The organism is Streptomyces sp. TRM49041 (genome assembly GCF_008271805.1).
Lineage (GTDB): Bacteria > Actinomycetota > Actinomycetes > Streptomycetales > Streptomycetaceae > Streptomyces.
This window is the reverse complement of the sequence record NZ_VSRY01000172.1, coordinates 91,137-117,763: the sequence shown is the minus strand read 5'-3', so window position 1 is coordinate 117,763 and position 26,627 is coordinate 91,137. Positions and strand designations below refer to the sequence as shown.

The following is a 26,627-nucleotide window of genomic DNA, read 5'->3' as shown; positions in this document are numbered from 1 at the left end:
GCTGCTGGCAGCCGTCTCACCCAATCCAGCCCTCGCAGGTCAACGCGACACCGCCGGCTAACTTCGCTGAGACGGGACACATGTGTCCCGCTCGGAGAAATGCCGGTGTGCGCGCCGCGGCGGCGTTCGGCCGCGAGAAACCGCCTGGGCCGAACCGCATACGAAACGCCGCGTGTCCGGTCCGGCCCCGTTCAGTGCCGGTCGATTTCTGAAGGGAACGCATTGACCACGAGCGGCGTACCGGCGGCAGAACCCGATCGCATGTGCCACCACGTCCGTGGGCGCCCCGCACGGCGCCGGTTCCGGGAGCCGCAGAGGCCCGGCCGCCGGCTCCGGCCCGCGGCGGCAACCCCTCTTTCTTTTGTTTGCGCAAAACATTGCTACCATGCCGCCATGGCAGGCAGACGGCCGCGGCAGACGGCCACCATGAGCGATGTGGCACGGCTGGCGGGCGTTTCGGTCTCAACGGTCTCGCATGTGCTGAACAAGACGCGGGCGGTCGCTCCCGACACCGCCCGGCTGGTGCGCGACGCGGTCGCCGCCTGCGGTTATGTGCCGGAGAAGGCCGCCCGGCATCAGCAGGAGGGCCTCGGCACCATCGGCCTGGCGATGTCGGCGATCTCCAACCCCTACTTCGCCGATGTCGTGCACGGTCTCGACCGGCGTGCGTCGCAGGAGGGCTACTCTCTCCTGCTGGCCGAGACGCACGACGACCCCGACGGCGAACTGCGCGCGGTGAGTGAGCTGCTGAGACGCAAGGTGAGTGCCATAGTCCTGGCCCCCTCAGGCAACACAGGGCGGACGTTGAACTACGCGCGGCGAGCCGGAGTCCCCGTGACGGTCCTCGACCGCTTCGTCAGGCATGAGGCCGACCAGATCAGTGTCGAGAACGTCGAGTCAACGGCCCGGCTGGTCGGTCATCTGGCAGAGGCCGGCCACACCCGGATCGCGATGATCTCCGGTCGTCCCGGGCTTGCCACCACGGAAGAGCGCGTCCAGGGCTACCGACTCGGCCTGGAACGCCACGACATCCCCAGGCGGGAGGAGTACCTCGTTTCGGGGGGCTCGCAGGCCGGCCCGGCTCAGCACGCGATCGCCGAGCTGCTGAGCCGGAGCCGGCCGCCCACTGCGGTCGTGGTCGGCAACAATCAGATGACCATCGGCGCCATGCGGGGGCTGCGGGACGTCGGCATGCGGGTTCCCGACGACCTTGCACTGGTCGCATTCGACGACTTCGAGTGGTCGGATCTGTTCCAGCCGCGTCTGACAGCCATTGCCCAGCCCACCCTGATGATCGGTGAGCAGGCTTTCGAGCTCGCGCTGTCGAGGATCGCGGACCCTGGTCTGGCAGCGCGGCGGGTGCTGGTCCAGCCGACGTTCCAGCACCGCGAGTCGTGCGGCTGCTCCGCCGAGTCAGGCTGACCCGGTTCACGGCCGGGCCGTACCCGGCGCGCCCGTCTGCCCTCGAGCGCACCCGCAGTCCCGTGCGCCGGGCGGGTCGTCGCGCCCGGCCGTCACGGCCCGGACACAGCGATTCCCGCCCCTCCGGCCGCCGGGAGGCGGAGGGGCGGGGCGCGCGACGCCGCCTCAGTGCCTGCACGCCCCCGCCCTCTGCGTTGTGGGGCTGCATGAACGCCGCTCGCTCAGAATCCGGTCGGCGGAGTACCCTGTGCGCCGGATTCTCGCGCTGGTCTGCTCATCGACCCCGTCGGTCTTCATCTGCGCGCTGCTCGGGCTGAAGCCGTAGCGGACATAGCGATTCATCAGGCGTTGCCGGCGTTCCGCCGGAGCGGCGTCGAGGAACCACGTCTCCGTGAGCAGATCGCGTACCTGGTTCCACGGCGGTTCATCGGCCAGCAGGAAGTTGCCGTCGACAATCACCACCTGATGATGAGGGGCCACCTCCAGCGACTGGGCGACCGGGTCCTCGATCTCCCGGCTGAAATCGGGCCACCACACCGTGTGGTCGGTCTCTTCTCGGACGCGGCGAAGCATGGCGACGAATCCGTAGGCGTCGAACGTTTCGATGGCTCCCTTGTCCCGCGACATTCCCATTCTGTCGATGACTCGCTGGGCAAGGTGGAATCCGTCCATGGAAACCGCCGTGGCAACACCCGGTCGGATCGCCTCGATTTCCGTCAGAAGCTGTTCGGCAAACGTGGACTTGCCGGCCCCCGGCTCACCGACGATGCCGAGGAGGGCGCGGCGCGGTACCGAAAGGCGCAGTGCGCTTTCGGCAAGGGATCGCAGCGGCGGATCGTGATAGATCGGCTCGATCTCTCCGGGGTTTCCCGAAGCGGCGAGGGCGTCTGTCATGTGTTCTCCCAAGGGACGAAGGCGGAACTGGACACGCGGTCGGGCGCAGGCCGTCTCGCTTGTGCAATACGGCCGTTTGTGCCGAGCCTGAGCGCACCGGTCATGAGGCCCACGGTCTCCGTCATAGAACACCAGACGGGGTCGGGAAGTGCGAGCCACCGCCCGTCCCGTGCGGCGGTGCCGGCAGCCGGCACGAGAGCCCTGAACAAGGCTTCGGGGAGCCCCGGCATGCTGCGGCCGGCGTCACCGGCCACGGCGAGGGCCTCGTCGGCTTGCGCCTCGGCGTCCGGTGCGCGGTCGGCGCACACGTCTTCGCGGGGCGCGGCCCGTCCGACGGTTTTCGTGCCGCTTGGGGCATTGCCCTCCAGGGCGGAGTTCCGCCGGCCGCGCGGCGCGACGGGCCTCTCATCGCCCCGGAGGGGGTGATGCATACTGCGAGTCATGTCGCGCGGCTTCTGACCAGCCGGTCCACGGCGACCGCGACGATGACGAGAATGCCGGTGGCCACCTGCTGGTACAGGCTGTCGATGCCGGCTTGGGTCAGTCCGTTGGCGAGAACGGTGACCACCAGTGCGCCCAGGATGGTGCCCGGGATGCCGCCTCGTCCGCCGAACAGGCTGGTACCGCCGATGACGACGGCCGTGATGCTCTCCAGGTTGCCCAGTTGGAAGGCGTTGGGGTCGGCATTGGGGATGCGTCCCAGCGCCTGCCAGGCGGCGATGGCGTAGACGAAGCCGGCGAGCAGGTACACGCTCAGAATCACGCGCTTGGTGTTGACGCCGCTGAGGCGGGCGGATTCCTCGTCGTCACCGACCGCATAGACGTTGCGCCCCCAGGATGTCTGGGTGAGAGCGAACCACACACCGGCGGTCAGCAGGATCATCACTCCCATGCCGGTGGTGACCTCGATCTGCCCGAACAGGTAGCTGCGCTCCCCGAGCCAGGTGAGCACCGACGACGTGACGGGAAAGCTCTGTCCGCTCGCGTAGAGCTGCGAGGTGGCCGTGAGCACGCTGAGCACGCCGAGAGTGACGATGAACGGCGGCAGTTTGAGCCAGGTGACGAGAGTCCCGGACATCCCTCCGAGGACCGTGCACAGCACGATGCCGACCGCCAGTGCGGCCAGGCCCGGCATCCCGCCTTCCGCAGCAAGTTTGGCGATCACCAGGGTTCCCAGCACCATGATGGCGGCGTTGGCGAGGTCGATGCCTGCCGTGAGGATCACCAGGGTCTGTCCGATGGCCAGGGTGCCCGTGACGAGCACCTGCTGGACGATGAGAGAGCCGTTGTCAACGGTGAAGAAGGTGTCGGTGCTCAGGGCGAAGACGGCGATCGCGACCAGAAGCGCGACCAGAGGGCCCGCGGTGGTGCTGTTGGCGAACCACTTGAGCAGCGCGCGACTGCGCGGCACCGCTTGCTGCTCCTGTGCGACAGTGGTGGTGATCATATGGCTATCCCCAGCAGTTTTGCAGGCCCCAGGCGGTGTCCTTGCTGGGCACGCCGGGCACGGGCTTGTCGGTGATGAGCTGGGAACCGGTGTCGATGAAGCCGGACGGCTTGGCGCCGTTCTCGGCGTACTCGACGACGGCGTCGACTCCCATGTGTGCCATCTTCTTCGGGAACTGCATGACCGTGGCGGCGAACTTGCCGTCCTTGACGTTGCGTACGCCGGTGCACGAACCGTCGATCGATCCGATGACGACACGCTCGGCCGCCGGCTTTCCGGCCAGCGCCTTGGCGGCACCGGCGGCGGCGGGCTCGTTGATCGTGTAGACGGCGTTGACACCGGGGTCGCGCTGAAGCAGGTTCTCCATCGCCGTCTGGGCCTTGGTCTGGTCGCCGTTGGTGACCGCGGTGCCCTTGATCTCCGGCGACTTCTCGGTGAGGCCGAAGCCCTCGAGGAATCCGTTGTGGCGCTGGTCGTCCACGGTGGATCCGGGGGTGCCGTCCAGGAGCAGCACGTTGGGGGTCTGCGAGTCGAGCGCGGCACGGACGTACGTGCCTTGCGTGACGCCGGCGGCCTTGTTGTTCGTGGCGTAGGTGGCGTCGACCGCATCGGCGGGGTCCGTAGCGGTGTCAAGTGCGATCACGAGAATGCCCTTGGCGCGCGCCGCGGCGATGGCTCCCAGCACCCCCTTGGAGCTGCTGGGGGTGATGAGGATGCCCTTGACGTTCTGGGCGACGAGGTTGTTGATGGCGTCGACCTGGCCCTGGTTGTCGCCGTCGAACTTGCCCGCGAGGGCGATCAGCTTCACGCCACGCCTGTCGGCCTCGGCCATGGCGGATTCGCGGAGTTCGACGAAGTAGGGGTTGGTGTTGGTCTTGGTCACCAGCCCGATCGCGACTTCGTCGCCGGCGGTGGAACCGCTGCCGCTCTTCTCGGACGTACAGGCGGCAGTCATCGCCAGACAAGAAGCTGCAAGGACGAGCGCCGTGGATCTGACCTGCACCCTGTTCAAAGACATGAAATACCTCCTGTTTTGGCCATATATGAGGCGAGGCAAAAGCGACAATACCTCTCTGCCGCAATTGCGTACAGCAATTGCGCAAAGCTTTGCGTACCGGTGTGGCCGCACTCCTCACCCACTCGGAAAGCCCTGGCAGGGGCGTCTAGCGGGGGCGCCTTGGAAGGGGAGGGCGACCGCGCCCACGAGCGCTGGGCCGCCGGGGCGGGCTCGCCGCGAATCCCTCCCCGGCGGCTGCCGCGGCGCTGCCCCCACCCCGTGGCGCACAGGTGGAGGACAGCTGTCCTGCCCGATGCCGCTCAGAACGCGAAGTCGTCGATGTTCTCCGGAGTCACGACGGTGGCCGGCCCCAGGACGACCTCGCCCTGGTCGCCGACCGTGAAGGTACCGAGGGAACCGGCGGATATCTTCTGTCCGCGCTTGGCTTCGATCTTGCACTGCGCGAGTGCCTGGGCCGCGTAGTACGACAGGTGGCCGAGGTCGTGCACATTCCACCAGATGTCCTGGACATCGCCGCTGCGGACGTACTTCTTGATCAGCGAGGCGGGGGCCAGCCCGGTCAGCTTCACCCTGCCGAGATCACCGGTCTGGGACAGCGCCTCCGCGGCGGCGGGCAGTCCGATGCCGGCCGGGACGACGATGCCCTTCAGGTCCGGGTAGGCCTGCACGAGCGACTTCGCCTTCTGGGCGTTGACGTCGGCCTTCTCCTGGCCGTAGGCGACCGTGACGAGCTTCATCTCCTTCAGCTTCGGATCGGTGGCCAACCTGGCCTTCATGTCCTTGATCCATGCGTTTTGGTTGACGGCCGTCTCCGTGGACGAGAGCACCGCGAACTCGCCCTGGCCACCCATGAGTTCGGCCATGCTGTCGAGCATCTTCGCTCCGAGCTCGGCGGTCCTGGCCTGGTTGATGAACAGTGACCGCGCGTCGGGGGCGACGTCGGAATCGACGGAGATCACCGTGATCCCTGCCTGCTGCGCCTTCTTCAGCGCTGCTGCCGCGCCGTTGAGGTCGCTGCCGGAGATCACGATGGCGCCGACCTTCTTCGCGATCAGCTGGTTGACGAACGGAATCTGGGCGGCGCCGGTGGCCTCGCTGGGCGCGGTGTAGAGGACGTCCCCGCCTATCTCCTCGGCCGCGGCGTTCGCCCCGTCGCGGATCGTCGTCATGTACGGGTCCGTGCCCAGCTTAGGCAGGTAGCCGACCGTCACGGGCCCGGAGGCACACGCGGCTCCGGCCCGTGTGGCGCCGCCGTCGCCGGCGCAGCCGCTCACCGCGGCGCCCAGCGCCAAGGTCACAGCCAGTGCGATCGATCTCCGACACTTCATTGCGGTTCTCCGTTCCAGGGGTGGCACAGGTACTTCGGGGGATGGATGGGGCCGGTTCGTGCAGGTTGACTACGGGCTCGCCGACTGCGGGACCGCGGTCGCCCGCAACCGGCGGCGGGTCACAGCGGCATGGATCCGGTGGGTCGTGTTCGTGATCAGCAGCGAGAGGATGAGCAGCAGCCCGACTGCCGCGCCCTGGGCATAGCCGCTGACGTTGCCCAGCTGCAGCATGCTGCGCAGGCCGACCACGAGGACGAGCGCCCAGCAGACGCCGGGCATGCGGCCCTTTCCGCCCAGCACGCTGACGCCGCCGAGGAACACGACCGTGATCGCGTCGAGCTCGAAGCCGAGTGCCCCGTCCGGTGCGGCCTGGCTGGTCCGGGCCACAGTGATGACTCCCGCCAGCGCGGCGACGATTCCCGACACGATGAACAGGCCGAACCGGATGCGGTCCGCGCGAACGCCGGAGTACACGGCGATCTGCGGTCCGCCACCGATGGCGTACGTACGGCGTCCCGTTGCGGTGCGGTGCAGGAAGAGCGCGAACAGTGGTGCCAGCACCAGGAACGGCACGATGTCAAAGGGCAGGTAGGTGCCCGGGAGAGTGTCGTTGCCGAAGGTGATGAGCGACAGGGGGATGTCGGTGATCGGTGTCCCGCCGAGCAGTACGTAGCACAGGCCGCGGAACAGCGCGAGCGTGCCCAGGGTGACCACGAGCGAGGGCAGCCCGACGACGGTGACCAGCAGGGCGTTGAGTGCTCCGCACATCGTTCCGGCCAGCATCGCCAGCGTGATGGCGAGGGGCAGCGGGATGCCCGACTGGAGGGCCATGCCCAGCACGACGCCGCTGAGGCCTGCGATGCTGGCCACGGAGATGTCGATCTCCCGGGCGATGATCAGCAGGGCGAGCGGCAGCACGAGCAGTGCCTTGTCCGACATCTGCGAGACCGAGTTCGCGAAGTTGAAGCCGCCCGCGAAACCGGGCAGGAGGAGTGAGGCGGTCAGGAGCAGAACGACCACGAGAGCGGCGAGGATGTAGTCCCAGCTGGTGATCCGGGCGCGCAGGGCGTGCCACATCAGGCAGCCCTCCGGTGCGAGCGGCGGCGGGCGAGCACCGCGTCGAGCGAGACGGCAACGAGGATCACGGCGCCGAACACCGCCTGCAGGTAACGCGAGTCGACCCGCACCAGCGTCAGGATGTTCTCGATCACCAGCAGCGCGAACGTGCCCAGAGCAACCTGCTGCACGCTTCCGTAACCGCCACGCAGCGCGACCCCGCCCACCACGACCGAGGCGATCACGGTCAGTTCCAGGCCGTAGGCCGCCTGCCCGTCCACCGTGCCGTAGTGCGAGGCCCACAGCGCCCCGACCAGGCCGGCCAGCAGTCCCGACACGGCGAACGCACCCAGCACGTGCCGGTCCACCGGGATGCCGATCTGCCGGGCGCCCGCCGGATTCGAGCCCGACGCGTACAGCTCGCGCCCACGCCTGGTGCGCCCCAGCGCGAACCCGGCCGCGACGAAGAGCACCAGACTGACCCAGATCAGCATGGGCACGCCGAGCGGCTTGGCCGCCGTCCACTCCAGCCATGCCGCCGGCACCTCGCCCGCCGCAACCTGCTTGCCCGCGGACATCATCGCGTCGATTCCCCGGAACAGCGCGAGAGTGCCGAGCGTGGCCACGATGGAGGGCACTTGTCCGTAGGACACGATCAGCCCGTTGAACGCGCCGCAGGCAAGCCCGACGGCACACGCCAGGAGCACGGGCACCACGATCGGGAGGCCGGGATGCTCCTTGATCAGCAATGCCGAGGCGAAGGCCGTCAGCCCGATGACCGACGACACCGACAGGTCGATGTTGCGGGTCAGCATGACCAGCAGCTGGCCCAGTGCCACGGTGCCCAGCAGCGACGCACTGACCGCGAGGTCGGTCAGGTTGCCCAGCGACAGGAACTGCGGGTTCAGCAGGCTCAGGGGAAGCGTCAGCGCGAGGAGCGCCATGAGCAGGCCCGTTTCCCTGCGGGAACGGATTCGGGCCAGCACCGATCGCTTGCGCTGCTGTGCCGGGTCCACGGTGGACTCCCCCGGCTCCGGCGCGCCCTTCTCACCGACTCCGGTGGCGGCCAGTCCCACGGCATAGGGCGTCGCCCGCTCCCGGTCGAACTCCGCGACCACCGAACCGTGCCGCATGACCAGGACCCGGTCGGACATCCCGAGCAGCTCGGGCAGGTCGGAGGAGATGAGGATGATCGCCATCCCCTTCTCGGCTAGGGAGTTGATGATCCGGTGGACCTCGGCCTTGGCGCCGATGTCGATGCCCTGGGTCGGCTCGTCCAGGATCAGCAGGCGCGGCTGCACGGCCAGCCACTTCGCGAGCACGATCTTCTGCTGATTGCCGCCCGACAGAGCTCCGACGGGCTGGTCGAAGCCGGCGGAGCGCAGCTTCATCCTCGCCAACGGGCCCGACACCAGCGCCAGTTGCGCATGCCGGAGCACCAGGCCGAACCGGGACGCCTTGTCGATCACGGGCAGCGTGGCGTTCTCCAGTACGGAGAAGTCCTCGATCACGCTCTGCCCGCGGCGGTCCTCCGACACATAGGCGATCCCGCGCGAGAGAGCATCAGCGACCGATCGCAGTGCGACCGGCTCGCCGTCCAGGTGGATGACGCCGGCGTCCTGCCTGTGCACACCGAACAGCACCCGCGCCAGCTCCGTGCGGCCACTGCCCACCAGGCCCGCCAGGCCGACGATCTCACCCGCCCGCACGGAGAGGTCGATCCCGTCGAAGTCCCCCTGCCGGGAGAGCCCGGTGACATGCAGGACGGGCTCACCCAACATCACATCGCGCTCGGGGTAGAGGTCCGTGAGTTCGCGGCCCACCATCAGGGCGACCGCGTCCCGCTGGGTGATGTCAGCGCTCCGCACGGTCTGCAGGAGCCGACCGTCACGCAGGATCGCCAGCCGGTCGCAGATCCGGAAGATCTCTTCCATCCGGTGGCCCACGAACATCATCGCCACGCCGCGCTCCCGGAGGCGGCGGATGACGTTCTCCAGCGTGGCCACCTCTCCGGCGGACAGAGCGGCCGTCGGTTCGTCCAAAATCAGCACGTCGGCGTCGCCCGCGAGCGCCCGAGCAATCTCCACCATCTGTTGTTCAGAAGTGGACAGCGACGACACCGGCAGGCTCGGGTCCCGTTCCAGGCCGAGCATCGAGAGCCAGCGGGCAGCCTCCCTCCGCATCAGTGCGAAGTCCACGGCGCCCGCTCGGGTGAGGGGCAACCGGCCGGCGTAGATGTTCTCCGCGATCGAAAGATCGCCGAACAGCCCAGGGTGCTGGTGCACCACGGCGATCCCGTGACGGCGGGCGTCGGCGGGACTGTGGAACGTCAGGTCGCGGTCGCCCACGCGCACGACGCCCCGATCCGGCCGGTACACGCCGGCCAGGATCTTGACGCAGGTGCTTTTGCCTGCGCCGTTCTCGCCGAGCAGGCCGAGTACCTCGCCGCGGCGCAGGCTCAGGGACACCCCGTCAAGGACCGTGGTCGACCCGAACACCTTCGCCGCGTCGACGAGTTCCGCTGCGACGGCGCCGGTCACGACGTCCGGTTCTGCGGCTTTCGGCGCGCGACTGTGTGTATGGGCAGTTTCCATCGCGGCTCCTGTGAGGTCGGGTTCGTGCACTGCGGGGAGAAGAAGGAACAGCGCGAGGCCAGAGGGCGGCGCCGGCGGACCAGCTCGTGACGCACGCTTGTTAAGCGCTTAGATCAGCTGGGTGGCGGTCACACTAGGGGACGGTTAAGCGCTTAGCAAGAGGCGGGCGAACAAGAATCTAAGCGGTTAACATCGGGGGGCAGACGGCCGTCCCCGAATAGCGAAGGTGGATCCCGTGACGACCATGACAGAGGTTGCGCGCGCCGCGGGCGTGTCCATCGCCACGGTGTCCTACGTGGTCAACGGGACGCGACCGGTGGGCGAGGAGACGCGACGGAAGGTCGAGGAAGCGATCGTCCGCACCGGCTACACCCCCAACACGCTCGCCCGCGCCCTCGCCATGTCGAGGACCAGTTCCATCGGCGTCGTCGTCTCGGCGATCACGAACCCCTTCTTCGCGGGAGTGCTCGCCGGCGTCGACCAGGCCGCGGTCAGCGCCGGACTCACTGTGCTCCTGGCCGACTCGCACGACGAACCCGAGCGCGAGTTCGAGGTGGTCCGCAGCCTGCGCCAGCGGCGCGTCGACGGCATCATCCTGGCCGCCTCCGTCAGCCCTGGACGCACACTGGATCACCTGAGGGCATCAGAGATGCCCACTGTGCTGGTGGACCGCCTCGTCGACGACCGTTTCGACCAGATCGGCCCGGAGAACGAGGAGGCCACTGTCTCCCTGGTCGGACACTTCGCCACTCTCGGCCACAGCCGGATCGCATTGATCAGCGGAAGGGCCGGGCTGGGCACCAGCCGGGAGCGCCTCGCCGGCTACCGGCTGGGCCTGGCGCGCAACGGGCTCGACTACCACCCTTCACTGGTGGCCGAAGGAAACTCCGACATCCCCGGGGGCCATGCTGCGCTGGAGCGCCTGCTCGCCGCCGACGCTCCACCGACCGCTCTGATCGTCGGCAACAACGCCATGGTGATCGGCGCCATGCAGGCGCTCAGGAAGGCCGGGCTGTCCATCCCTGACGACATGGCGCTGGCCTCCTACGACGACCTGCCCGGCGCGGACCTGTTCGACCCGCCGCTGACCGCGTTCGCCCAACCCTGCGACACCCTGGGTGAGCGCGCCGTGCAGCTGCTGCTCGACCGCCTCGCGCATCCTGACGCAAAGCCGCGCGTCGAGCGGCTCGAGCCCCGACTCATGCACCGCCGGTCCTGCGGCTGTCCCCCTCGGCCAGGCACCGATACGCAAGCACCTTCCGTCTCACCTCGCGACGAGGAGCCCTCGCCGTGAACACGCCCTCGGCTCGCCCGCGATTCAGACGGCTCTACCTTCTTGATCGGGTTGATCGAGCCATTCGTAGGGTTGGGTCGCCCAGGGGTGCTGGGTGTGGCTATCAGGCGGCTGCCGTCTCGTGGTTTCCCTGGCTTCGCCGCCCGGCACCCCACGACGACTCGGCCGCCGATTAGGAAGTGCGAACAAGTCGCTGTGTAGAGCAATGCCGGCGAGGTCGTCCGTGGTACGCACAGAACGAACACGTACGTCAGGAGCGCGATGAGCCGGATATGGGCGGGGATCGACAGCGGCAAGGGCCACCATCACGGCCTCGCCCTGGACGAGGACGGCAAGACGCTGCTGTCGCGGCGGGTGGCCAACGACGAGCCCGAGCTGCTGAAACTGATCGGTGACGTCCTGGACCTGGCCGACGGCCGTCAGGTCACCTGGGCCATCGACATGACCGGCGGCGAGCCCGCGCTGCTGCTGACCCTGCTGGTCGGCCACGGCCAGGAGGTCCTCTACATGCCCGGCCGACTGGTGAACCGGGCCTCCGACGGCTACCGCGGCGAGGGCAAGACCGACGCCCGCGACGCCTACGTCATCGCCGACCAGGCCAGGATGCGCCGCGACCTGCGGCCCATCCGCCCCAGCGACGAAGCCGCCATCGAACTCAAGCTGCTGACCGGACGCCGAGCCGACCTGGTCGAGGACCGCACCCGCGCCGTCAACCGCCTCCGCGGCACCCTGCTGAGCATGTTCCCGGCCCTGGAACGGGCCCTGGACATGACCAACACCGGCCCGCTCAGGCCCCTGACGGGCTATCAGACCCCGGCCGCAATCCGGCGCGCAGGCACCGCGCGGCTGACGAAGTGGCTGGCCAACCGCAAGGTCCGCAGCGCGAGAGCCCTGGCCGAAGCGGCGGTCGAGGCCGCCGAGCGCCAGCACACCGCCGTTCCAGGCGAGAAGACCATCGCCAAGCTGGTCCACACCCTCGCCGAGGAGGTGATGGCCCTCAACGAGCAGATCTCCGAGATGGACAAGCTCATCGAGGGCCGGTTTCGCGAGCACGAGCTCGCCGACATCGTCCTGAGCGTCCCGGGCATCGGCACCGTGCTGGGTGCCGAGTTCCTCGCCGCCGTCGGCGGCAGCCTGGACGAGTTCGACTCCCCGGACGCCCTGGCGGCCTTCGCCGGCGTCGCCCCCGCACCTCGCGACTCGGGCAACGTCAGCGGCAACCTCCACCGGCCGCTCGTCTATCACCGAAGACTCCAGCGGGTCTTCTACACCTCGGCGCTGGTCAGCATCCGCTACGACCCGAACTCGCGGAAGTTCTAGGACCGCAAACGCGCCGAGGGGAAGAAACACGTCTAGGCCGTGCTCGCCCTCGCCCGCCGACGCGTCAACGTCATCTGGGCCCTGATCCGTGACCGACGGTGCTACGAAGTGACACCACCGGTCACCACTGCCGCTTGACAACAGCATTAGGAAGCCGGGGCAGCCGCGAAACTCCCGGACGGCCTGCAGACCCTGCCGGCCCGCATATTCCGCGGAGTCAGCGAACTTTCGGGCGGCCCCTGCCCCGCCGTCCGTGGACGCGTCCGCTCCGGCGGGGGACACCGAGGCCGGCCGGCTGGCGGCACACGTCAGAGAGTGCCGCTGGGCACGAGTCCTGTGCCGTACTCGAAGAACTGCGGTGCGGACGCCGACACATCGATCTCGGCGCGGACTTCCGTGCCCCTCGACGAGGATTCGACCGTGCACCTCGTGGCGTACGCGCGAACAATGTGCAGCCCGCGCCCGTGAACCTCATCCTCTTCGTGCCGGTCTTTCGCCGACGGCTCCGGCGGCGTCCATGTACCGCTGTCCTTGACACGGATGATTGCCGTGGCCCCGCTGAGATGCATCGCCAGTTCGACGTCGGCGCTGCCGCTGTGCAGAACTGCGTTCGTCACCAGTTCGGAGACGGCCACACGGAGCGTGTAGACGGCGTCCTCGGGAATCCCCCAATGCTCCGCCGTGTCCTGCGCGAAAGCCCGCAGGGCTGACACGGCCTCGCCGGACGCGGACATGGAACACACCGCGTGAGCTCGTCGGGCGGCACCCGAGTCGCGCCTGCCGGCGTCCATGGGGAGTTCCGCATGGATCTGGCGCAGGGAAGAGGAAGGTGCGTTGCCCAGCGCGTTCGTGTCAGGCGTGCTGCCGTGCTCTGTACGCGAAAACAGGGCGGCAGTCATGACAGGCATGCGATTTCCTGACGTCGAGCCGAAATGCGCGTGATGAGTGCCAGTGGCGGAGCGAGCACCGCATGGCCTGCTGCATGCGGGGTGCCGGCCGTTGACGGGTTGATCCGACTCCGCTTCGTGTGCCCCTGCTGCCCCCTGGCCGGGGGACGCGTGTCCGGGCTGCACAGCCAGGGGGTCACAGGCCGCCGCCAGGCGGTCAGCGGGACTGAAGCTCTTCGTGATCATGGTGGCGACCTCCTCGCTGTCCCATACCGGGCGGCTCAAAAGGGACGCTACAGCGGCCCGCAACACCCGGTAAAGCATTTGCGCAAAGCTTTGTACGCCGACTGTGTGCAGCAGTCCTTCAGCCGGAAAGGATCGAAGGAGGCGAAGCGTCGATCCCCGGGCGTACCACTGCCGGAAGCCCCTCGTGACGGCGAGGCGCCGAAGAAAGGGGGCAAGCACCCGGATCGAACGACTCATTTGCGCAAAATTTGCTAGCATCTTTGCATGGCAGGCAGACGGCCACGGCAGACGGCCACCATGAGCGACGTGGCGGAGCTGGCGGGCGTTTCGGTCTCGACGGTCTCGCACGTGCTGAACAGGACCCGGACGGTAGCTCCCGACACCGCCCGGCTCGTACACGACGCGGTAGCCGCTTGCGGCTACGTCCCGGAGAAGATGGTCCGGCAGCAGCGCGAAGAGTTCGGCACCATCGGGCTGGCCATGTCCGCGATCTCCAATCCCTACTTCGCCGACGTCGTTCACGGCCTGGACCGACGGGCGACCAAGGAAGGTTATTCACTCCTCCTGGCCGAAACACACGATGACGCAGACACCGAGCTGCGCGCTGTCGGCGAACTGCTGAGACGCAAGGTCAGCGCGATCGTTCTCGCCCCGTCGGGCGATGCCGAGCGGACGCTGGGCTATGCGCGGCAGGCCGGCGTGCCCGTAACGGTGCTCGACCGCTTCGTCAGGGAGGAAGTCGACCAGATCGGTGTCGAGAACATCGAGTCCACGGCCCGTCTCGTCGACCACCTCGCAGAGATCGGCCACACCCGTATCGCGATGATCTCCGGCCGCCCCGGGCTGGCCACGACGGAGGAACGCGTCCGCGGCTACAAACGAGGCCTGGAACGCAACGGCATCTCCAGACGGGAGGAGTATCTCCTTTCGGGAGGCTCACAGGCCACACCGGCCCAACAAGCGGTTACCAAACTACTGAGCCTCCCCCAGCCGCCCACAGCAGTCGTCGTGGCCAACAACCAGATGACCATCGGGGCCATGCGAGGGTTGCGCTCCATCGGCGTTCGGGTCCCCGAAGACATCGCGCTGGTCGCCTTCGACGACTTCGAGTGGTCGGACCTCTTCCATCCACGGCTGACAGCCATCGCCCAGCCCACCTTGATGATCGGCGAGCAGGCATTCGAACTCGCGCTGTCCCGGATCTCGCACCCGGACCTGCCGCCACGCCGCGTGCTGATCCAGCCGACGTTCCAGCACCGCGAATCATGCGGGTGCCCACCAGAGGAAGCTGACAAGGCATCGTCCTGAGTGGCATTCCGTCGGCATGCTGCTCCCCGCACCGGCAGGGATGCCCCTGCAGCTATCCACGAAGTTGGGGCCTTGCGGCTGCCACGTGATCCGTGCACGCACGCCGCTATGACGGGATCCCGGCGGGGTGGTTGTTGATCCAGGAGAGGCCGCCGAGGTCGAGGCAGGTGCGGGCTCGGGTGATGGCTACGTAGGCCAGGCGTGCTTCTGCTTCGTCGATGGGTGGCGGGACGGGTCGGCCGGTGTGGTCTCGCTGGTCGGTGTCCTTGGGAGGGGTGAAGTCGTCGGCGATTCTCACCGTGTTCCATTCCCGGCCTTTGGCGCGGTGGGCGGTGGAGATGGTGACGTGGGCTGTGTCTTCGGGTACGAGCTGGTCGACGGCGGCGAGGAGGGTGTCGGTGCCGTGTTGGTCGATGAGGTCGACGAAGGGTTTGAGGTCTCGGCCTGCGGGGTCGGTCTCGGCGTAGTCCTGGAGTTCGCCCCAGGTGGGGAAGAGGATGAGTTCGGGGTGGACGGTGTGGCGTCCTTCTTTGAGGTCTCGGGCGGCGAGGGCGAGGTTGCGGAGGCTGTCTCCTCCCCCGGTCAGGGCGACTCGGTGGCCGGCGGTGAGGTGGGTGAGGACTTCGGTGAGGGCGCCGATGTTGGTGCGGCACAGCACGGCCTGGGGGTGGGGTGCTGGGGCGAGTTCGGTGGGGATGGTGGTGGTGCCGGTCAGGCGGATGGGGGCGCCTGCGATGGTGAGCCAGCGGTTGGCTTCGGTGGCCAGGTGGGGGCCGAAGCGGAAGGACTGGGAGAGGGTGAGGGTGGTGCCGTTGAAGCCGGTCATGATGTCGCGGGCGCCGCGCCATCCGTAGATGGCTTGTGCGGAGTCGCCGACGACGACCACTTGCGTGTGGTCGCGCTGTGCGGCGATGACGTGTTCGAGGACGGGGTTGGTGTCCTGGGCTTCGTCGAGGAGGAGGTAGTCGGCTTCGATCCGCGGATCGCTCAGGGCCCAGATTTTGAGGTAGTGGTCGTGGTCGAAGCGGACGACTCCGTCTTCGGGGTGCTGGAGGTCCGCCCACGCTTTGCGGGCGAAGGGCAGCACTGTTTCGGTGAGTTGGGTGTGCTGCTCGGGGGTCTCGAGTCCGCGGAGGCGTGGGACGTGGTGGCGGGTGATGGTGCGGTCGGCGGAGTGGCAGTAGCGGGTCACGGTCTTCAGCACGGTCTGTGAGAGGGCTTTGTGTGTGACCTCGCGGCCTGCGATGCGGAGGTTCTTGGTGATGCCGAGGGCTTGTCCTGTCTTCCAGCCGGCCCGGCGGGGGCCGCCGAGGCGGCGGGCGTAGCGGTGTCCGACGGCCGCGTAGGCGAGAGCGTGCGCGGTTTTGCAGGTGACGGTGGGTGGGAAGCGGGTGGCTGCGTCCTGGGCGATGGCTTTGTTGAAGGCGATGTAGCGGCCGCGGCGGTGTGGTGCGGATGCGGCGAGGAGGGTGAGGGTGCTGGTCTTTCCGGTGCCGGCTCCTGCCTGGAGCGCGAGGTGGTCGCCGGCTCTGAAGGCGTCGGCGGCTGAGGTCTGTTCGGGGGTGGGGCTCAGCACGGTGATGCTCCGTGTGCGGTGGTGGGGTGGCCGGCGGTGCGGGCGGCCGCCGCCAGTAGCTGACGAGGCGTGCTCCAGGTAAGGCTGCTCGAGTGCGGCGTCGAGCCGCCGGGCTTGGTCCTGCTCGGCGCGGGCGAGGGAGTGGAGTACGGCCTGCGCGAGGTGCCTCTCTGGGCTCTGTCCCGCGCGGTGCGCTGCTTCCTCGAGCTGGGCGTGGCTCTCAGCGGGCAGGGCGATGTTGAGGATGATGCCGCCGGTGGGGTCGGGGTAGTGCGTGGTCAGGATGTCGAGAGGTAGCAGGTCCTGCAGGCGCTTGCGGGTGCGTTGCAGCGCTTTGTGGGGTGTCTTGGCCGAGGCGAGGGTCATCAGCCGTGTGCGGTCGGCGTTCGGGGCCAGTGCCATGGCCCGGGTGGCGCGGTGGAGTTCGCCGGGTGTGGCCGGCCGGGTCAGGGCGATCTCGATGGCGTGCAGCGGCATGGCTCACGCCTCGCCACGAAAACGACGTGCGGGGCAGCCCCGGAGGGGGGCGTGGCCTGTTCGCCGGGCCCTGTCTGGGAGGCGGTGGTGGATGTGGGCGTGGTGGAGGAGCGGGTCGAAGGGTTCCCAGTCGGCGAGGTCCAGGTCGGCGGCTGCGGGTGCGGCTGCGTGGGTGGTGCAGCGTTGGGTGCGCCAGCGGATCTGAATGTCGTAGGGCAGGTGGGTGAGGTCGTAGACGGCCATGTCGCCAGCAGGGAGCGCGAGTTGCCCGTGGCAGGCGGTGGCGGGCATCAGTGTCCAGATACCGCTGGGGTCGGCTGGGTCGAGGACGGGGCTGGTGCAGCGGTGGCGCCTTCGGGTCTGGGCGACGCACTGGATGGCGTCGACCGGGCAGGCGGCGAGGTAGCGGCCGTAGAGGATCTGCACGATGGGCCTGTCTGGACGGCATGCGGCGGCCGGTACGGAAGGTCCGGCTGTGGTGGCGGGGGTGAAGGCGCCCGTGTCGAGCAGGCGGCGGGTGCGCAGGGCGAGGCGCCGGCGGAGCTCGGCCAGGGGTGCTGTCAGCGGCTCGGGCGCCTCGCCTGCGGGGCAGAGCAGGGTGTGGGGGATGCGGCACCAGGCGGAGCCGTCGTGGGAGGGGTAGGCGACGCCGGAGGCGACGTGCCAGCGGCAGGCAGCTGGGAGGGCCGGTGTGGGCAGCTCGTGGGGGTGCAGGCCGATCGGGCGGCCGTGGGAGCGGGCGTACCAGTCGGTGCGGTTTCCGCAGGTGCGGCAGGGGGCGGGCTGGGCGGTACACAGCAGGCGGCTGGGACTGTCGGCGGCGACCCGCAGGGGGCGCAGTGGGAGGCGAGTGGTGGGGCTTCCGTTCCAGTGACGGCCGGGCGCGGCGGTGTGGCGGGGCTGCATGGCCGCGACGGTGGCAGCGACGCGCCGGGGATGTGGTGAGCGCGCCGTGATTCTCACGCCGATGGCCCAATCAGGGGGAACATGCAGGCGTGTTGTCGCGCGGGTGTCCTATTCGAGAGTCCCTTTCGGGTGGTCTCAACAGGGGTGGCTAGCCGTCGGTGGCGGCGGGCGGGGTGTGGCCTTCGCAGAGGGTGCCGAGGAGGTGGTCGAGGGACACGTCGAGGGCGTGGGCGAGGGCGTGCCAGCTCTTGAGGGTTCCGACGGCGTGGCCCTGCTCGATGTCGATGAGGGTGCGTCTGGCCAGGCCGCTGTGGCTGGCGAGTTCGTCGTAGGTCCAGCCGCGTTCGCTCCTCAGGCGCGCCAGCTCCAGGCGTAGCGCGGTGAGGTTCGGGTCGGGCGGGAAGATCGTCACTCCACCATCCGAAGGTGCAGACACCTGCCCTGTCAGTGCAGACCTCTGCCCTATTTCTGCAGGTGGCCGCGCATGGCGGAGGGCAGAGGTCTGCACTACGGTGTGCGGCCGCCGCTACTCCCCCGCGGCGACACAGCACCATCACGCACGGCTGAGCGCCGGCGCAGAAGCAGGAGGACCGCGCACATCATGAGGCCGTGCACCACATACCCCTTGGTGCCCCGCACCTGGACGGTGGAGCTGCGCCCCCATCCAGGCGGCCCCACCCTGCACTGCCACCGCTGCGCGATCGGCGCCCAGCGCCCGGGCTCGCAGGCCGGGCGCCCGGCAGCCCTCGCTCATCTCGCGGGCCATGCGCGCCGCGACAGGCTTCCCGCGCATCTGCGTACCTGCCAGTGCCATGAGCGCGGCTGCCGGTGGCATCCGCGGCATCGCGGATGCGCCGGCCCTGTTCTCCTGGTCCTTACGCAGGAGCGAGGCGGCCGGGTATGGCGACTGGCTGATGCGTGCGCTGCCTGCGCCTCGGCCACCCCGCGGACCGCCGTGGTCCCCGACACCGCCCTCCTTGCACAGCGGTCGGCAGGGCCGACTCCCCGGCAGGAGGGCATGAGCGGCCTCGAGCTGCTGGAGCAGACCCTGGTCCGGGACACGCTGGCCTCCTTGCATGCATGCCTGCCCGAAGACGTCGGCGCGCCGGCACGGCTACTGGCCGTGCAGTGCGCGCTGCGCGCCGACGCAGACGGCCAGCTCGCCCTGCCGGTCGGCCTGCTGCGCGGCATGCGACTGGGCTCGACGCCGACCCCGTGGGACGAACTCGAGGACGCGCACTGGCTCATGCGGCTCACCGCACCGGCAGGGCCCGTGTGGGTACAGCTCCTGAGCCACCACGGCCCGCACCCCGCCCGGCGTCAGCGTGTTCGGGCAGCAGACTGGGCGCTGCGCACCGCCCGGCAGTACGGCGCCGACAACGACTACGACTCCAATGCCGCCTTGATGGCTCTGGCCCTCTCCGCTTGCCGGTCTCCACATGCTGCCCAGAGCCCGGCGGAGCGCGAAGTCCTGTCCCGTGCTCGAGGTCTCACGCCTGTGGAACTGACCCGCGCGGTGGACCGCCTGCGGGCGGGCGGCCTTTCGGGTCAGTGACGCTCGCCCCCTTTCGTCTTGCGGGTTTCGCGTGTGCTAGCGGCAGGCAGAGACAGGCCGGATGACCCGGCCGGGTCATCCGGCGACGATGCCGGCAGTGGCCGTCCGTGTGCCCACACGCACACCCGCCGGCGCTGCAATCGTCCTGATGTCCGACGTCCTCGCCGGTACCGAAGCAAGCGTTCTTTGCTCCCTTGCCGGGAGCCGCGGGCTTGGCGGGTGGGTACCTGCAAACCTGACGACGCTCAGGTGATGCTTGAGCGTGGGCGGATCGTGCGCGGGGCGAGCGCTCGCCGTGGACGCCGGTCGGGCAACCGCAGCAGGTCATGGAGCGGGGCGCCGTGTTCGGCCCAGGTTCGGAGCCGGTCGCGGTCAATCCAGTGGATCTGGTGCTTCTCACCCCATGCCCTGGCGTCGCGGGTGAAAGTTCCGTTGGTGACAACGACCGCGTGGTCGGCGCCGTGGACGGGGCCCGCGGTTCCCTTCACCTGATACATGACGTGGACGCCGACCTTTGCGCCGACCGTCGTGTGCTTGGCCTGGAGGACGATCCTGCCCCGCCGCCCGTGCTGTCCGATGGCGTCGGCGGCCTGGTCCCCCTGCCGGCCGACGCGTCGGGCGCTCCAGCCGTCCCTGATGAGGAGGTCACGCAGCACGAACTCGAAGTCCTGGTCGTCCATGGCGTCGATCTGCATCAGTGTGATCCGCAGACGCGCCAGGCTCTGTGCTCGCATGCGCGCGGCGCGTGCCGAGCGCCATGCCCGCCAGCCTGCACAGAGAAGACCAGCGGCGGCAAGGGCGACCAGCACCGGCCATGCCTGCTGAGCAGCCACAGCGATCGCCACAGCGGTCTTCGTCGCCAAGGTCACCGCGGCGAGAGCGACGACTGCGGCCGCAGCCCACTCCCCCGCCCCGCGGGGCATACGCGGCCGAAGCCGCCGCCTGGCCATCAGCGCTCCGCCGAGGACGAGACAGCAGGGTTCGGCGCGGGTGCGGGTGACTCGCCGGCCTCGCCGAAACCGATGAACTGGCCCCATAACCAGATGCCCGCGACGATCGCAGCGATCGTCCAGCCGCTCATCTTCTTCCTGCTCGGTCCCGGCTTCCGCCTCCAGTGACTGCGGACCCGGTAGTAGCCCTCGCGTGGTTTGCCCGCCATGTCCCTGCCCTCCCTCGTGGAGCCGTCCAGCCGGCTCCCTCTGAGAGTTGGTGTAGCAGCGGGCACCGACAAAACCGCCGGATCGATCACCACGTGCGGTCTGGCTAGAGCGCGAATTGGACGTTCGCCTGCCCGCCGTTCGATTTCTGCTGCTGCACACCGCTGAGCGGTGGACATACCTGGTGTTCTCTGCCTCGCCAGGCATGCTGTCGGCATGTCAAGAGAGGCGGTCGGAAGTCGCTATGCCTGGGAGCCGTGGCAGTCGACGTTGCAGGCGATTGGCGGAAAACACATCCATGTTCGAAGGAAGTCGTGTGCCCCCGAAGTGGGCGTCTCCATCACAGAGTTCGGGGCCAGGGTCGCTGAGCCCGGCTCTGCGTGTGTCGCGGAGCGAGCCACGCAGAACGTGTCAGCGCGGCCGCCAGGTGCGGACCTCAAGGTGAGTGATGTGCGCATCGGGGTGGATGCGTCCGGTTTCAACGAGCCATTGGTGGATGGCCGCGGTGACGTCGCCGCCCGCGGCATCGACGCGGCGGGCGATGTCGACGGAGTCGAATCCGCCGGTGGTGGCGGAGCCGTAGGAGCGTTCTTCAGTGTGGTCGGAGCGCTGGATGACGTCGCGGCGGATGCCGGGTGAGTCGGTACGACTGCCGGAAGGGTGCACATAGCCGCTTTTGGCAAGGCGGACGGTGAAGGCCAGGCGCAGGTTTTGGCGTGCGGCTTCGGCGATGAGGGGGCGTAGGCGGGCGGAGCCGGAGGCGATGGCCTGGGCTCCGGCGCGTCCGGTTCCGGTGCCGGTGGGGGTGATGAGGACGGCTTTGGTGCGCACTTTGGCTTTGGTGCCGGCGGCGGTGGTGCGGCGGGTGATGTGGGGTGCTGCGAGTTCGGCGAGGTCGGCGGGGTCGGTGATGCCGGCGGTGGTGAGGGCGTCCAGGGCGGTGGTGAGGGCGGGGACGAAGGCTGCGCCTTTGCCGCGTGTGTAGAACTGGGAGACGAGGGAGGAGTCGCGGTTGATGATGCAGGCGATGTCCTTCTTGGTGAGGCCGGCTGCTTGGAGTTGGTCGGCGAGGCGGGCTGCTTCGCCTGGCTGTGGCTTGAGGGTGCGGCGGCGTGGGGGCATCAGGGGTTCCTCGGTGCGGTGCGGCCCAGGTCGCGCAGGGCGAGGAGGTCGTCTTCGGTCCTGGGCGCGTTCAGGGGGCCGGTGAGGTGGCCTTTGAGGAGGTAGTCGCCGGGCTGGCCGTGGTAGGGCCAGTCGTGAGGCTGGGTGAGGTAGAGGGCGTCGGTGCGGAAGGCGACGACGGTGCCGGGCGGGGTGTGCAGGGCACCGACGTGGGTGTTGTCGTCGCGGTGGCGCTGGGTGAGGAGGGCGGCTCGGGCCGCGGACCAGATGCCGGCGGCCCATTCGGGGTGGGCGTTGGGGTCGCGGCTGAAGCCGGTGGGGCGCTGCCAGGTGATCTGCTCGTCGGTGAAGGCGATGATTTCGGCGTCGGCGGGGACGTCGCGCTCCATGGTGCGGGGGGTGGTGCCGGTGACGATGCGGGGGCGTTGGGCGAAGGAGCCGATGCCGTAGAGGAGGAGGGCGCGGACGGCGCGGGAGGCGAGGTGGGCGGCGGTGCGCTGGTCGGGGTCGCCGTGGAGTTGGGCTTGGGCGGCGAGGGAGGCCCAGGCTTCTTTGAGTTTCTTGGACCAGTCGTCGAGTGGTTTGCCGTCCTCCCACAGGATGCCGTCGAGGATTTCGATCCTCCACGGCATCAGGGGGTTGGTGAGGGCTGTGTGGATCTCGGGGCCGCCTGCCCAGGTGGTGAAGGTGGTGCCGGGGACGGCCGGGTAGTGCCAGGCGCGGTCGCCGGGTGCGGGGGCGGGCAGCAGGCCGACGTGGTTCCAGCCCTGGGGGACGGTGACGCGGATGTGCCAGTGGCCGCAGCCGTAGAGGGCTTTGGTCTGTTCCTTCTCGTTCCAGGAGGCGAAGCGGGCGGCGGTGATCCGCTGCGGGGTGCCGACGGCTGACTTCCAGGTGTGCTTGGCGTAGGCGAAGGTGCGGTCGTACTCGACCAGGGCAGGCAGCTGCTCAGGCACCTGGGGTGGGGTGATCAGTTCGGTTCGGCCCTGGCCTGCGGTGGCGTGCAGCAGGCCGCGGAGCTCTTCGGAGAGGACGGGGTAGCCGTCTGCGTACTGGCCGCGGGTGGGGATGGTGCGGGTCCACAGGTCGCGGCCGGTCTGGGAGGGCGAGCCCATGAGAACAGCGTCGGGCCAGTGAGCGCGCAGGGCCTTCCAGAGGAGGACGAAGGCGTCGCGGACGATGTGGGGAGTGGCGCCGTCGGTGTCGAACCACTCCCCCGCAGAGCGGATTTCGACGTGATGGTCGCCGCCCAGGGCCTGGTAGCGGCCGACGGGGTTGCGGGGGTGGACGAAGTGTCCGGCCATCCGATCCTTGCCGCGGCCGGTGTCGGTACGCCAGCCGGGGACGGGTGCGTTCAGCCAGGCGGCCACGGCATCCTTGAGAAACGGGTACCGGTCAGCCTGGAAGTGCCAGGGAGTCCCCCCGGTGATGAAGATCCTCTCCACCCCGGCGGGCAGGGTGTGGAAGACGGCCTCAAGAATGGCGGCCGCCGTCGGGGCGGGCATGTCGAGATGGAAGATCTGGTCCCGGTGGACCAGGACACCGGTGTCAGTGTCGAGGAAGACGGTGGAGCGGGCTTGCTGAGTGAAGTTCGGATGCGTGGAGGCCAGGCCGGTCGTGTGGGCGAACCACCGGTCGCCGTCGGGCCCTGCGGGGATGGACGGAAGCTCCCGAGCCTGCTGGCTGGCCGCCACTGTCGCCTGCCCCGCTGCACCAGTGGGCGGGGCGGTCGTCGGGCTGTGGATCCGGGGGGTCGCGGGAGCGGCAGCGCCAGGGGCAGGGTCGGGAGCCGGTTCCGGCGTGGGCGCAGGCGTGGTGGGCACAGTCGGCGGGACGGGGGCGGCGGGTTCATCCGCAGGCGCCGGCTCAGCGAGGGTGCCGGGGGCGAGTTCGGGGGCGATCTGAACGATGTCGGCCACGCTCAGACCGGCGGCAGGAGCGATCCGCTCCGCTTTCGCCTTCGCGTGCCCGGCCAGCGCGGTGATCTTCTTGTCCCGGGCCGTCTCCAGCTTCGCCAGGGCCACCCGCGCCTTCTTGATCTCGTCCCGCAGTGCTCGCAGGTCGGCGAGCGTGGCTGTGTAGGTCTGTGCGTCCATCACGATCCCTCGAGGGCGGTCAGTCGGCGGAGTTGGTGGAGACGTAGGCGATGGTCCCGCCCGAATGCGAAACCAGGCGGGTGCCAAGCAGCAGGTCGGCGAGTTGCCTGTCAACGGGATCGGTCGCGGTCAGGTGCTTGACGGGTTCGACCAGGTCGGTGACATAGCCGACCAGCCTCGCACGGGGGAAGCCATGCCGTCCTCGCTCGTCTCTCTCCCATTGGTCGAGCCCGGTCAGGACAGCGACCACATAGCCGGACAACGTAACGGGGAGCACTCCCCCGGCCGCGATGCTCGCCGGGTCGCAGCGCCACCAGCCGTGCAGCGACTGGTGCAGAGTGTCGGCGTCGAGGGAGGCCGCGAAGCCGATCCAGTTCCGGTCCGGTTCCTGTACCTGCTTGGCCGCGTCGACTCGCAGGACGGCGACCTCTTGAGCATCCAGCCGGTCCAGCGGGGCGTGTCGGCGTTGACCGAGTGCCTGGACCACGTTGAGCGGAACCATGACGCGCACGCCACGGCGGGACAGGCCCGGCAGCAGTCCGGCGTGCACGAGACGGCGGAAGGTGGTGATGGCGCAGCCGAGTTCCTGGGCTGCCTGTCCGGTCGTCAGCAGCATCCCACTCACCTCCTGCATGCAAACTCTGATATCTGATTAGGCATGAAGATTAGCGGAGTCCTGAGGGGGCCGTCAAAGATCCGAGACCGGAGCCCGCCCATCAGGCCCAGGCCTCCTGCCTGCCGTCGGCTCCATAACGGAGGCGGACGAGGCGGCCGGTCAGGTCATTGAACCCGCGCAAATGGGAGCGAAGAATCACCTGGGGTAGGCGACTGGGGACGAGGCGGCCGACCCGTCGGCTGGTTCCGCGGCAGACTCACCGGGCCATTCTCCCGGAGGGGGCCGATCCGGTGGCCGACGCTCTTCAGTCGGCTGGGCCCGCTCCCCCGGCGGCTGATACGCGGTCTTTACGCTGAACGTCGTTGCGCACACCATCTGTTACCAGGGGATGCGACTGGCACGCGCCACCCGCCGACCGTGGCGATCCTGAACAGGGGGCACGGATGGGCGTCTTGTGGAAGCTGGAGCCGGCGACCGCGGCCAAGCACCGGTTGTACCAGCGGTACCTGGACGCCTGGTGGCCGATCCTGCTACAGACCTCCCAGAGCACCGGCTACTCCCGGCCCCGGGTCACGCTCCTGGACGCGTTCGCCGGCCCGGGCCGCTACGAGGACGGCGAGATCGGCTCACCGGTGTTCATCCTGGACCGCCTGCTCGGTCATCACGCGGTCGACCGCATGCGCCTCAGCCCCCGGCGGGTGCATTTGATATTCATCGAGAAGGACCGCGCGCGCCACAAGCACCTCGTGGCGGAACTCGTCTCCCGCTTCGGGCCGCTCAAGGATCTGCCGGTACGGGTGGAGGTCCGACGCGGTGAAGCGGGCCGCGACAGCCTCACAGTCCTCGACGAGCTCGGAGCCTGGAGCCACCCGATCCTGGGGATCTTCGACCCTATCCGCCCGGTGCGGCAGCGGCCCGCTGCACGTCGGCTGGGCTCGATCCCTGCCCATAGCGGTGGGCCGCCCTACACCATCCCTTCGTGCGCGGCGTCGGTGGTCGGCCCCATGACGGTTACCGCCGAGCCGTCTATCGGCATGCCGGGCACAGGTTGTCGTCGTTGTACTCGTATGGAACGTCGGCCGGAGCAAGGTGGGCGGTCCGGCACGAGGTGCACAGGTCTCCCCCGCAGCTGCGACAGCCCACGTAGCGCCCACCCGCGTACTCGTAGCGCCGCTTCTCGATATACGGGTCGTTGCACCTCTTTTGCTGTTTCGGCTCGGCCTCGGGGTACAGCGCTGCGACTTGGTAGGTGTCCTTCAGTTTGACCCGAGTGAGGTCCCGGCCTTCTTGGAAGACTTGTCGCCACTGTCCTTGCAGGTGCAGTTCGTCAGTGCCGCATACCTTCACGAGGGTCAGGCCTTCGGCATATGCCTTGTAGGCCTTGGACCATAGGTTGGCGAAGGCTTGGGAGCGGATGATGTGCATCCAGTCGGGACGGCGCAGATCCCTGTTGGATGTCGTCTCCCCCATGGTGGAGACGAGTTGGGAGTACAAGGCTTTCACGTACTCCAGCGTGACCGCGTCGTCCTCGTCGAGGGCGCGGGCCCGTGCGTCACGCAGGGTGGTACGGAACTTCTCGAGCAGGTTCTCGGTGGACCCGGACGTGTAGGACTCGTGGATGACCGGCGGGTCACACAGTGCGTACTTGGAGCTCGATAAGCGCAGCAGGAGCCGCAGAGTGGACTCGGTAATCCAGACAGGTCCAGGTTCAAGGCGCGGCCCGAGAGGGTTGGGCAGGTAGGTGCCGTGTTCCCAGGCTGAGGGGGTGATGAGATGGATGCCGGCACGACGCCGGTCATGCGGGTGAGGGTCAGTGGGCTGGAGCTGGCCGAGGGGAAGATGGGTCTTCAAAGCGGTTAGGTAGGCACCGTTAACGTTGAGCGCCGCCACCGGGTCCGTCTGGTCTGGTGCCTGCGGGCGCTGCCAGTCGGGACGTGCCTCCCAGAGGCGGTCAGGCGCGTGCGGGGACGGCTTGCGGAGTGTCTCGGGCAGTGCGGGGTGGCGGACGATGTCGTACCGGGCACCGATTCGACACGCGTCGAGCAGCCGCATGGCGTCGGGGATTGCGCGTCTGGTGAGTGCTGCGATGGCTTGGCGCTGATCGCCGTTGTGGGCGGCCAGGGCTGCAGTGACGGTCTCCCCGATCAAGTCCTGGGGGGTGTTGGAGCGGTGTGAGGCACCGGAGCGGGGGTGCGGGATGCGGCGCTCTGGTGTGGCATCAGGCTTGGGCCGTCGGCGCGTGCGGCGGTCAGGTCGTGAGTGGAGCCGGGCCGGGCCGTGCCGAGGAACACCAGCTCGCCCTCGGTGC

At 68.9% G+C, this 26,627-nt stretch carries 19 protein-coding genes and 2 pseudogenes; 6 read left to right on the top strand and 15 right to left on the bottom strand.

The features are described from left to right. Positions 1 to 393 precede the first annotated feature (393 nt). A complete protein-coding gene (locus tag FVS66_RS32730) occupies positions 394 to 1,422 on the top strand; it encodes a LacI family DNA-binding transcriptional regulator (protein WP_262386854.1) in 1,029 nt (342 codons plus the stop codon). A 165-nt stretch (positions 1,423 to 1,587) separates the two neighbouring features. On the opposite strand, the gene FVS66_RS32725 is transcribed toward FVS66_RS32730, so the two are convergent. From FVS66_RS32725 to FVS66_RS32700, 6 genes are all read right to left on the bottom strand, one after another. Further along, on the bottom strand, positions 1,588 to 2,316 hold the full coding sequence (locus FVS66_RS32725) for a nucleoside/nucleotide kinase family protein (RefSeq protein ID WP_149180190.1): 729 nt from the start codon (positions 2,314 to 2,316) through the stop codon (positions 1,588 to 1,590). Positions 2,317 to 2,755: 439 nt separating this feature from the next. Next, on the bottom strand, positions 2,756 to 3,763 hold the full coding sequence (locus FVS66_RS32720; protein WP_149180191.1) for an ABC transporter permease: 1,008 nt from the start codon (positions 3,761 to 3,763) through the stop codon (positions 2,756 to 2,758). 4 nt (positions 3,764 to 3,767) lie between these two features. Beyond that, positions 3,768 to 4,775, bottom strand: coding sequence for a substrate-binding domain-containing protein (locus tag FVS66_RS32715; protein ID WP_399225058.1), 1,008 nt, complete (start codon positions 4,773 to 4,775; stop codon positions 3,768 to 3,770). 305 nt (positions 4,776 to 5,080) lie between these two features. Beyond that, the gene (locus FVS66_RS32710; RefSeq protein WP_187645426.1) at positions 5,081 to 6,079 is read right to left on the bottom strand and encodes a substrate-binding domain-containing protein; all 999 of its coding nucleotides are present in this window, start codon (positions 6,077 to 6,079) and stop codon (positions 5,081 to 5,083) included. A gap of 99 nt (positions 6,080 to 6,178) precedes the next feature. Further along, the gene (locus FVS66_RS32705; protein ID WP_149180194.1) at positions 6,179 to 7,186 is read right to left on the bottom strand and encodes an ABC transporter permease; all 1,008 of its coding nucleotides are present in this window, start codon (positions 7,184 to 7,186) and stop codon (positions 6,179 to 6,181) included. Continuing rightward, positions 7,186 to 9,759, bottom strand: a complete 2,574-nt coding sequence (locus FVS66_RS32700; RefSeq protein ID WP_149180195.1) for an ATP-binding cassette domain-containing protein — start codon at positions 9,757 to 9,759, stop codon at positions 7,186 to 7,188. The genes FVS66_RS32705 and FVS66_RS32700 overlap by 1 nt, the downstream gene beginning before the upstream one ends. Positions 9,760 to 10,003: 244 nt before the next feature. On the opposite strand from FVS66_RS32700, the gene FVS66_RS32695 reads away from it, so the two are divergent. Then, the gene (locus tag FVS66_RS32695; protein ID WP_316248170.1) at positions 10,004 to 11,053 is read left to right on the top strand and encodes a LacI family DNA-binding transcriptional regulator; all 1,050 of its coding nucleotides are present in this window, start codon (positions 10,004 to 10,006) and stop codon (positions 11,051 to 11,053) included. 261 nt (positions 11,054 to 11,314) lie between these two features. Further along, positions 11,315 to 12,511: pseudogene (locus FVS66_RS32690) on the top strand (IS110 family transposase). Between the two features lie 170 nt (positions 12,512 to 12,681). Here FVS66_RS32690 and FVS66_RS35340 read toward each other — a convergent pair. Then, positions 12,682 to 13,506, bottom strand: coding sequence for an ATP-binding protein (locus FVS66_RS35340; protein ID WP_222946908.1), 825 nt, complete (start codon positions 13,504 to 13,506; stop codon positions 12,682 to 12,684). A gap of 297 nt (positions 13,507 to 13,803) precedes the next feature. Here FVS66_RS35340 and FVS66_RS32680 point away from each other — a divergent pair, with 297 nt between their 5' ends. Then, the gene (locus tag FVS66_RS32680; protein ID WP_149180201.1) at positions 13,804 to 14,814 is read left to right on the top strand and encodes a LacI family DNA-binding transcriptional regulator; all 1,011 of its coding nucleotides are present in this window, start codon (positions 13,804 to 13,806) and stop codon (positions 14,812 to 14,814) included. A 106-nt stretch (positions 14,815 to 14,920) separates the two neighbouring features. Here the strand turns inward: FVS66_RS32680 and FVS66_RS32675 are convergent, their stop codons facing one another. The 3 genes from FVS66_RS32675 to FVS66_RS32665 form a co-directional block, all read right to left on the bottom strand. Continuing rightward, entirely contained in the window at positions 14,921 to 16,387 is a 1,467-nt protein-coding gene (locus FVS66_RS32675; RefSeq protein WP_149184886.1) for a UvrD-helicase domain-containing protein, read from the bottom strand. Between the two features lie 483 nt (positions 16,388 to 16,870). Further along, positions 16,871 to 17,773: a DUF6083 domain-containing protein gene (locus FVS66_RS32670; RefSeq protein WP_149184873.1), complete on the bottom strand. Its 903-nt coding sequence runs from the start codon at positions 17,771 to 17,773 to the stop codon at positions 16,871 to 16,873. A 148-nt stretch (positions 17,774 to 17,921) separates the two neighbouring features. Further along, positions 17,922 to 18,185 carry a helix-turn-helix transcriptional regulator gene (locus tag FVS66_RS32665; RefSeq protein ID WP_149184872.1) on the bottom strand — a complete coding sequence of 88 codons (264 nt, stop codon included), beginning with the start codon at positions 18,183 to 18,185 and terminating at the stop codon, positions 17,922 to 17,924. Between the two features lie 606 nt (positions 18,186 to 18,791). Here FVS66_RS32665 and FVS66_RS32660 point away from each other — a divergent pair. After that, the gene (locus tag FVS66_RS32660) at positions 18,792 to 19,328 is read left to right on the top strand and encodes a hypothetical protein (RefSeq protein WP_149184871.1); all 537 of its coding nucleotides are present in this window, start codon (positions 18,792 to 18,794) and stop codon (positions 19,326 to 19,328) included. A 245-nt stretch (positions 19,329 to 19,573) separates the two neighbouring features. On the opposite strand, the gene FVS66_RS32655 is transcribed toward FVS66_RS32660, so the two are convergent. The 4 genes from FVS66_RS32655 to FVS66_RS32635 form a co-directional block, all read right to left on the bottom strand. Further along, positions 19,574 to 20,278, bottom strand: a complete 705-nt coding sequence (locus FVS66_RS32655) for a restriction endonuclease (protein ID WP_149184870.1) — start codon at positions 20,276 to 20,278, stop codon at positions 19,574 to 19,576. A 618-nt stretch (positions 20,279 to 20,896) separates the two neighbouring features. After that, on the bottom strand, positions 20,897 to 21,607 hold the full coding sequence (locus tag FVS66_RS32645; protein WP_149184868.1) for a helix-turn-helix domain containing protein: 711 nt from the start codon (positions 21,605 to 21,607) through the stop codon (positions 20,897 to 20,899). After that, complete coding sequence (locus FVS66_RS32640; protein ID WP_149184867.1) at positions 21,607 to 23,703, bottom strand: hypothetical protein; 2,097 nt, start codon at positions 23,701 to 23,703, stop codon at positions 21,607 to 21,609. Before FVS66_RS32640 ends, FVS66_RS32645 begins: the two co-directional genes overlap by 1 nt. Before the next feature lie 19 nt (positions 23,704 to 23,722). After that, positions 23,723 to 24,337, bottom strand: coding sequence for a helix-turn-helix domain-containing protein (locus tag FVS66_RS32635; protein ID WP_262387339.1), 615 nt, complete (start codon positions 24,335 to 24,337; stop codon positions 23,723 to 23,725). Positions 24,338 to 24,762: 425 nt separating this feature from the next. On the opposite strand from FVS66_RS32635, the pseudogene tcmP reads away from it, so the two are divergent. Then, a pseudogene (gene tcmP / locus FVS66_RS36965) lies at positions 24,763 to 25,155 on the top strand (three-Cys-motif partner protein TcmP); the annotation flags it as partial. A 190-nt stretch (positions 25,156 to 25,345) separates the two neighbouring features. On the opposite strand, the gene FVS66_RS35335 reads toward tcmP, so the two are convergent. Then, entirely contained in the window at positions 25,346 to 26,467 is a 1,122-nt protein-coding gene (locus FVS66_RS35335; RefSeq protein WP_187645804.1) for a hypothetical protein, read from the bottom strand. Positions 26,468 to 26,627 lie beyond the last annotated feature (160 nt).

Excerpts from the sequence above, each read along its gene's own strand:
- FVS66_RS32730 (WP_262386854.1), top strand. The coding sequence starts at position 394 with ATGGCAGGCAGACGGCCGCGGCAGACGGCCACCATGAGCGATGTGGCA.
- FVS66_RS32725 (WP_149180190.1), bottom strand. The coding sequence starts at position 2,316 with ATGACAGACGCCCTCGCCGCTTCGGGAAACCCCGGAGAGATCGAGCCG.
- FVS66_RS32720 (WP_149180191.1), bottom strand. The coding sequence starts at position 3,763 with ATGATCACCACCACTGTCGCACAGGAGCAGCAAGCGGTGCCGCGCAGT.
- FVS66_RS32705 (WP_149180194.1), bottom strand. The coding sequence starts at position 7,186 with ATGTGGCACGCCCTGCGCGCCCGGATCACCAGCTGGGACTACATCCTC.
- FVS66_RS32700 (WP_149180195.1), bottom strand. The coding sequence starts at position 9,759 with ATGGAAACTGCCCATACACACAGTCGCGCGCCGAAAGCCGCAGAACCG.
- FVS66_RS32695 (WP_316248170.1), top strand. The coding sequence starts at position 10,004 with ATGACAGAGGTTGCGCGCGCCGCGGGCGTGTCCATCGCCACGGTGTCC.
- FVS66_RS35340 (WP_222946908.1), bottom strand. The coding sequence starts at position 13,506 with ATGATCACGAAGAGCTTCAGTCCCGCTGACCGCCTGGCGGCGGCCTGT.
- FVS66_RS32680 (WP_149180201.1), top strand. The coding sequence starts at position 13,804 with ATGAGCGACGTGGCGGAGCTGGCGGGCGTTTCGGTCTCGACGGTCTCG.
- FVS66_RS32670 (WP_149184873.1), bottom strand. The coding sequence starts at position 17,773 with ATGCAGCCCCGCCACACCGCCGCGCCCGGCCGTCACTGGAACGGAAGC.
- FVS66_RS32660 (WP_149184871.1), top strand. The coding sequence starts at position 18,792 with ATGAGCGGCCTCGAGCTGCTGGAGCAGACCCTGGTCCGGGACACGCTG.
- FVS66_RS32655 (WP_149184870.1), bottom strand. The coding sequence starts at position 20,278 with ATGGCCAGGCGGCGGCTTCGGCCGCGTATGCCCCGCGGGGCGGGGGAG.
- FVS66_RS32645 (WP_149184868.1), bottom strand. The coding sequence starts at position 21,607 with ATGCCCCCACGCCGCCGCACCCTCAAGCCACAGCCAGGCGAAGCAGCC.
- FVS66_RS32640 (WP_149184867.1), bottom strand. The coding sequence starts at position 23,703 with ATGGACGCACAGACCTACACAGCCACGCTCGCCGACCTGCGAGCACTG.
- FVS66_RS32635 (WP_262387339.1), bottom strand. The coding sequence starts at position 24,337 with ATGCAGGAGGTGAGTGGGATGCTGCTGACGACCGGACAGGCAGCCCAG.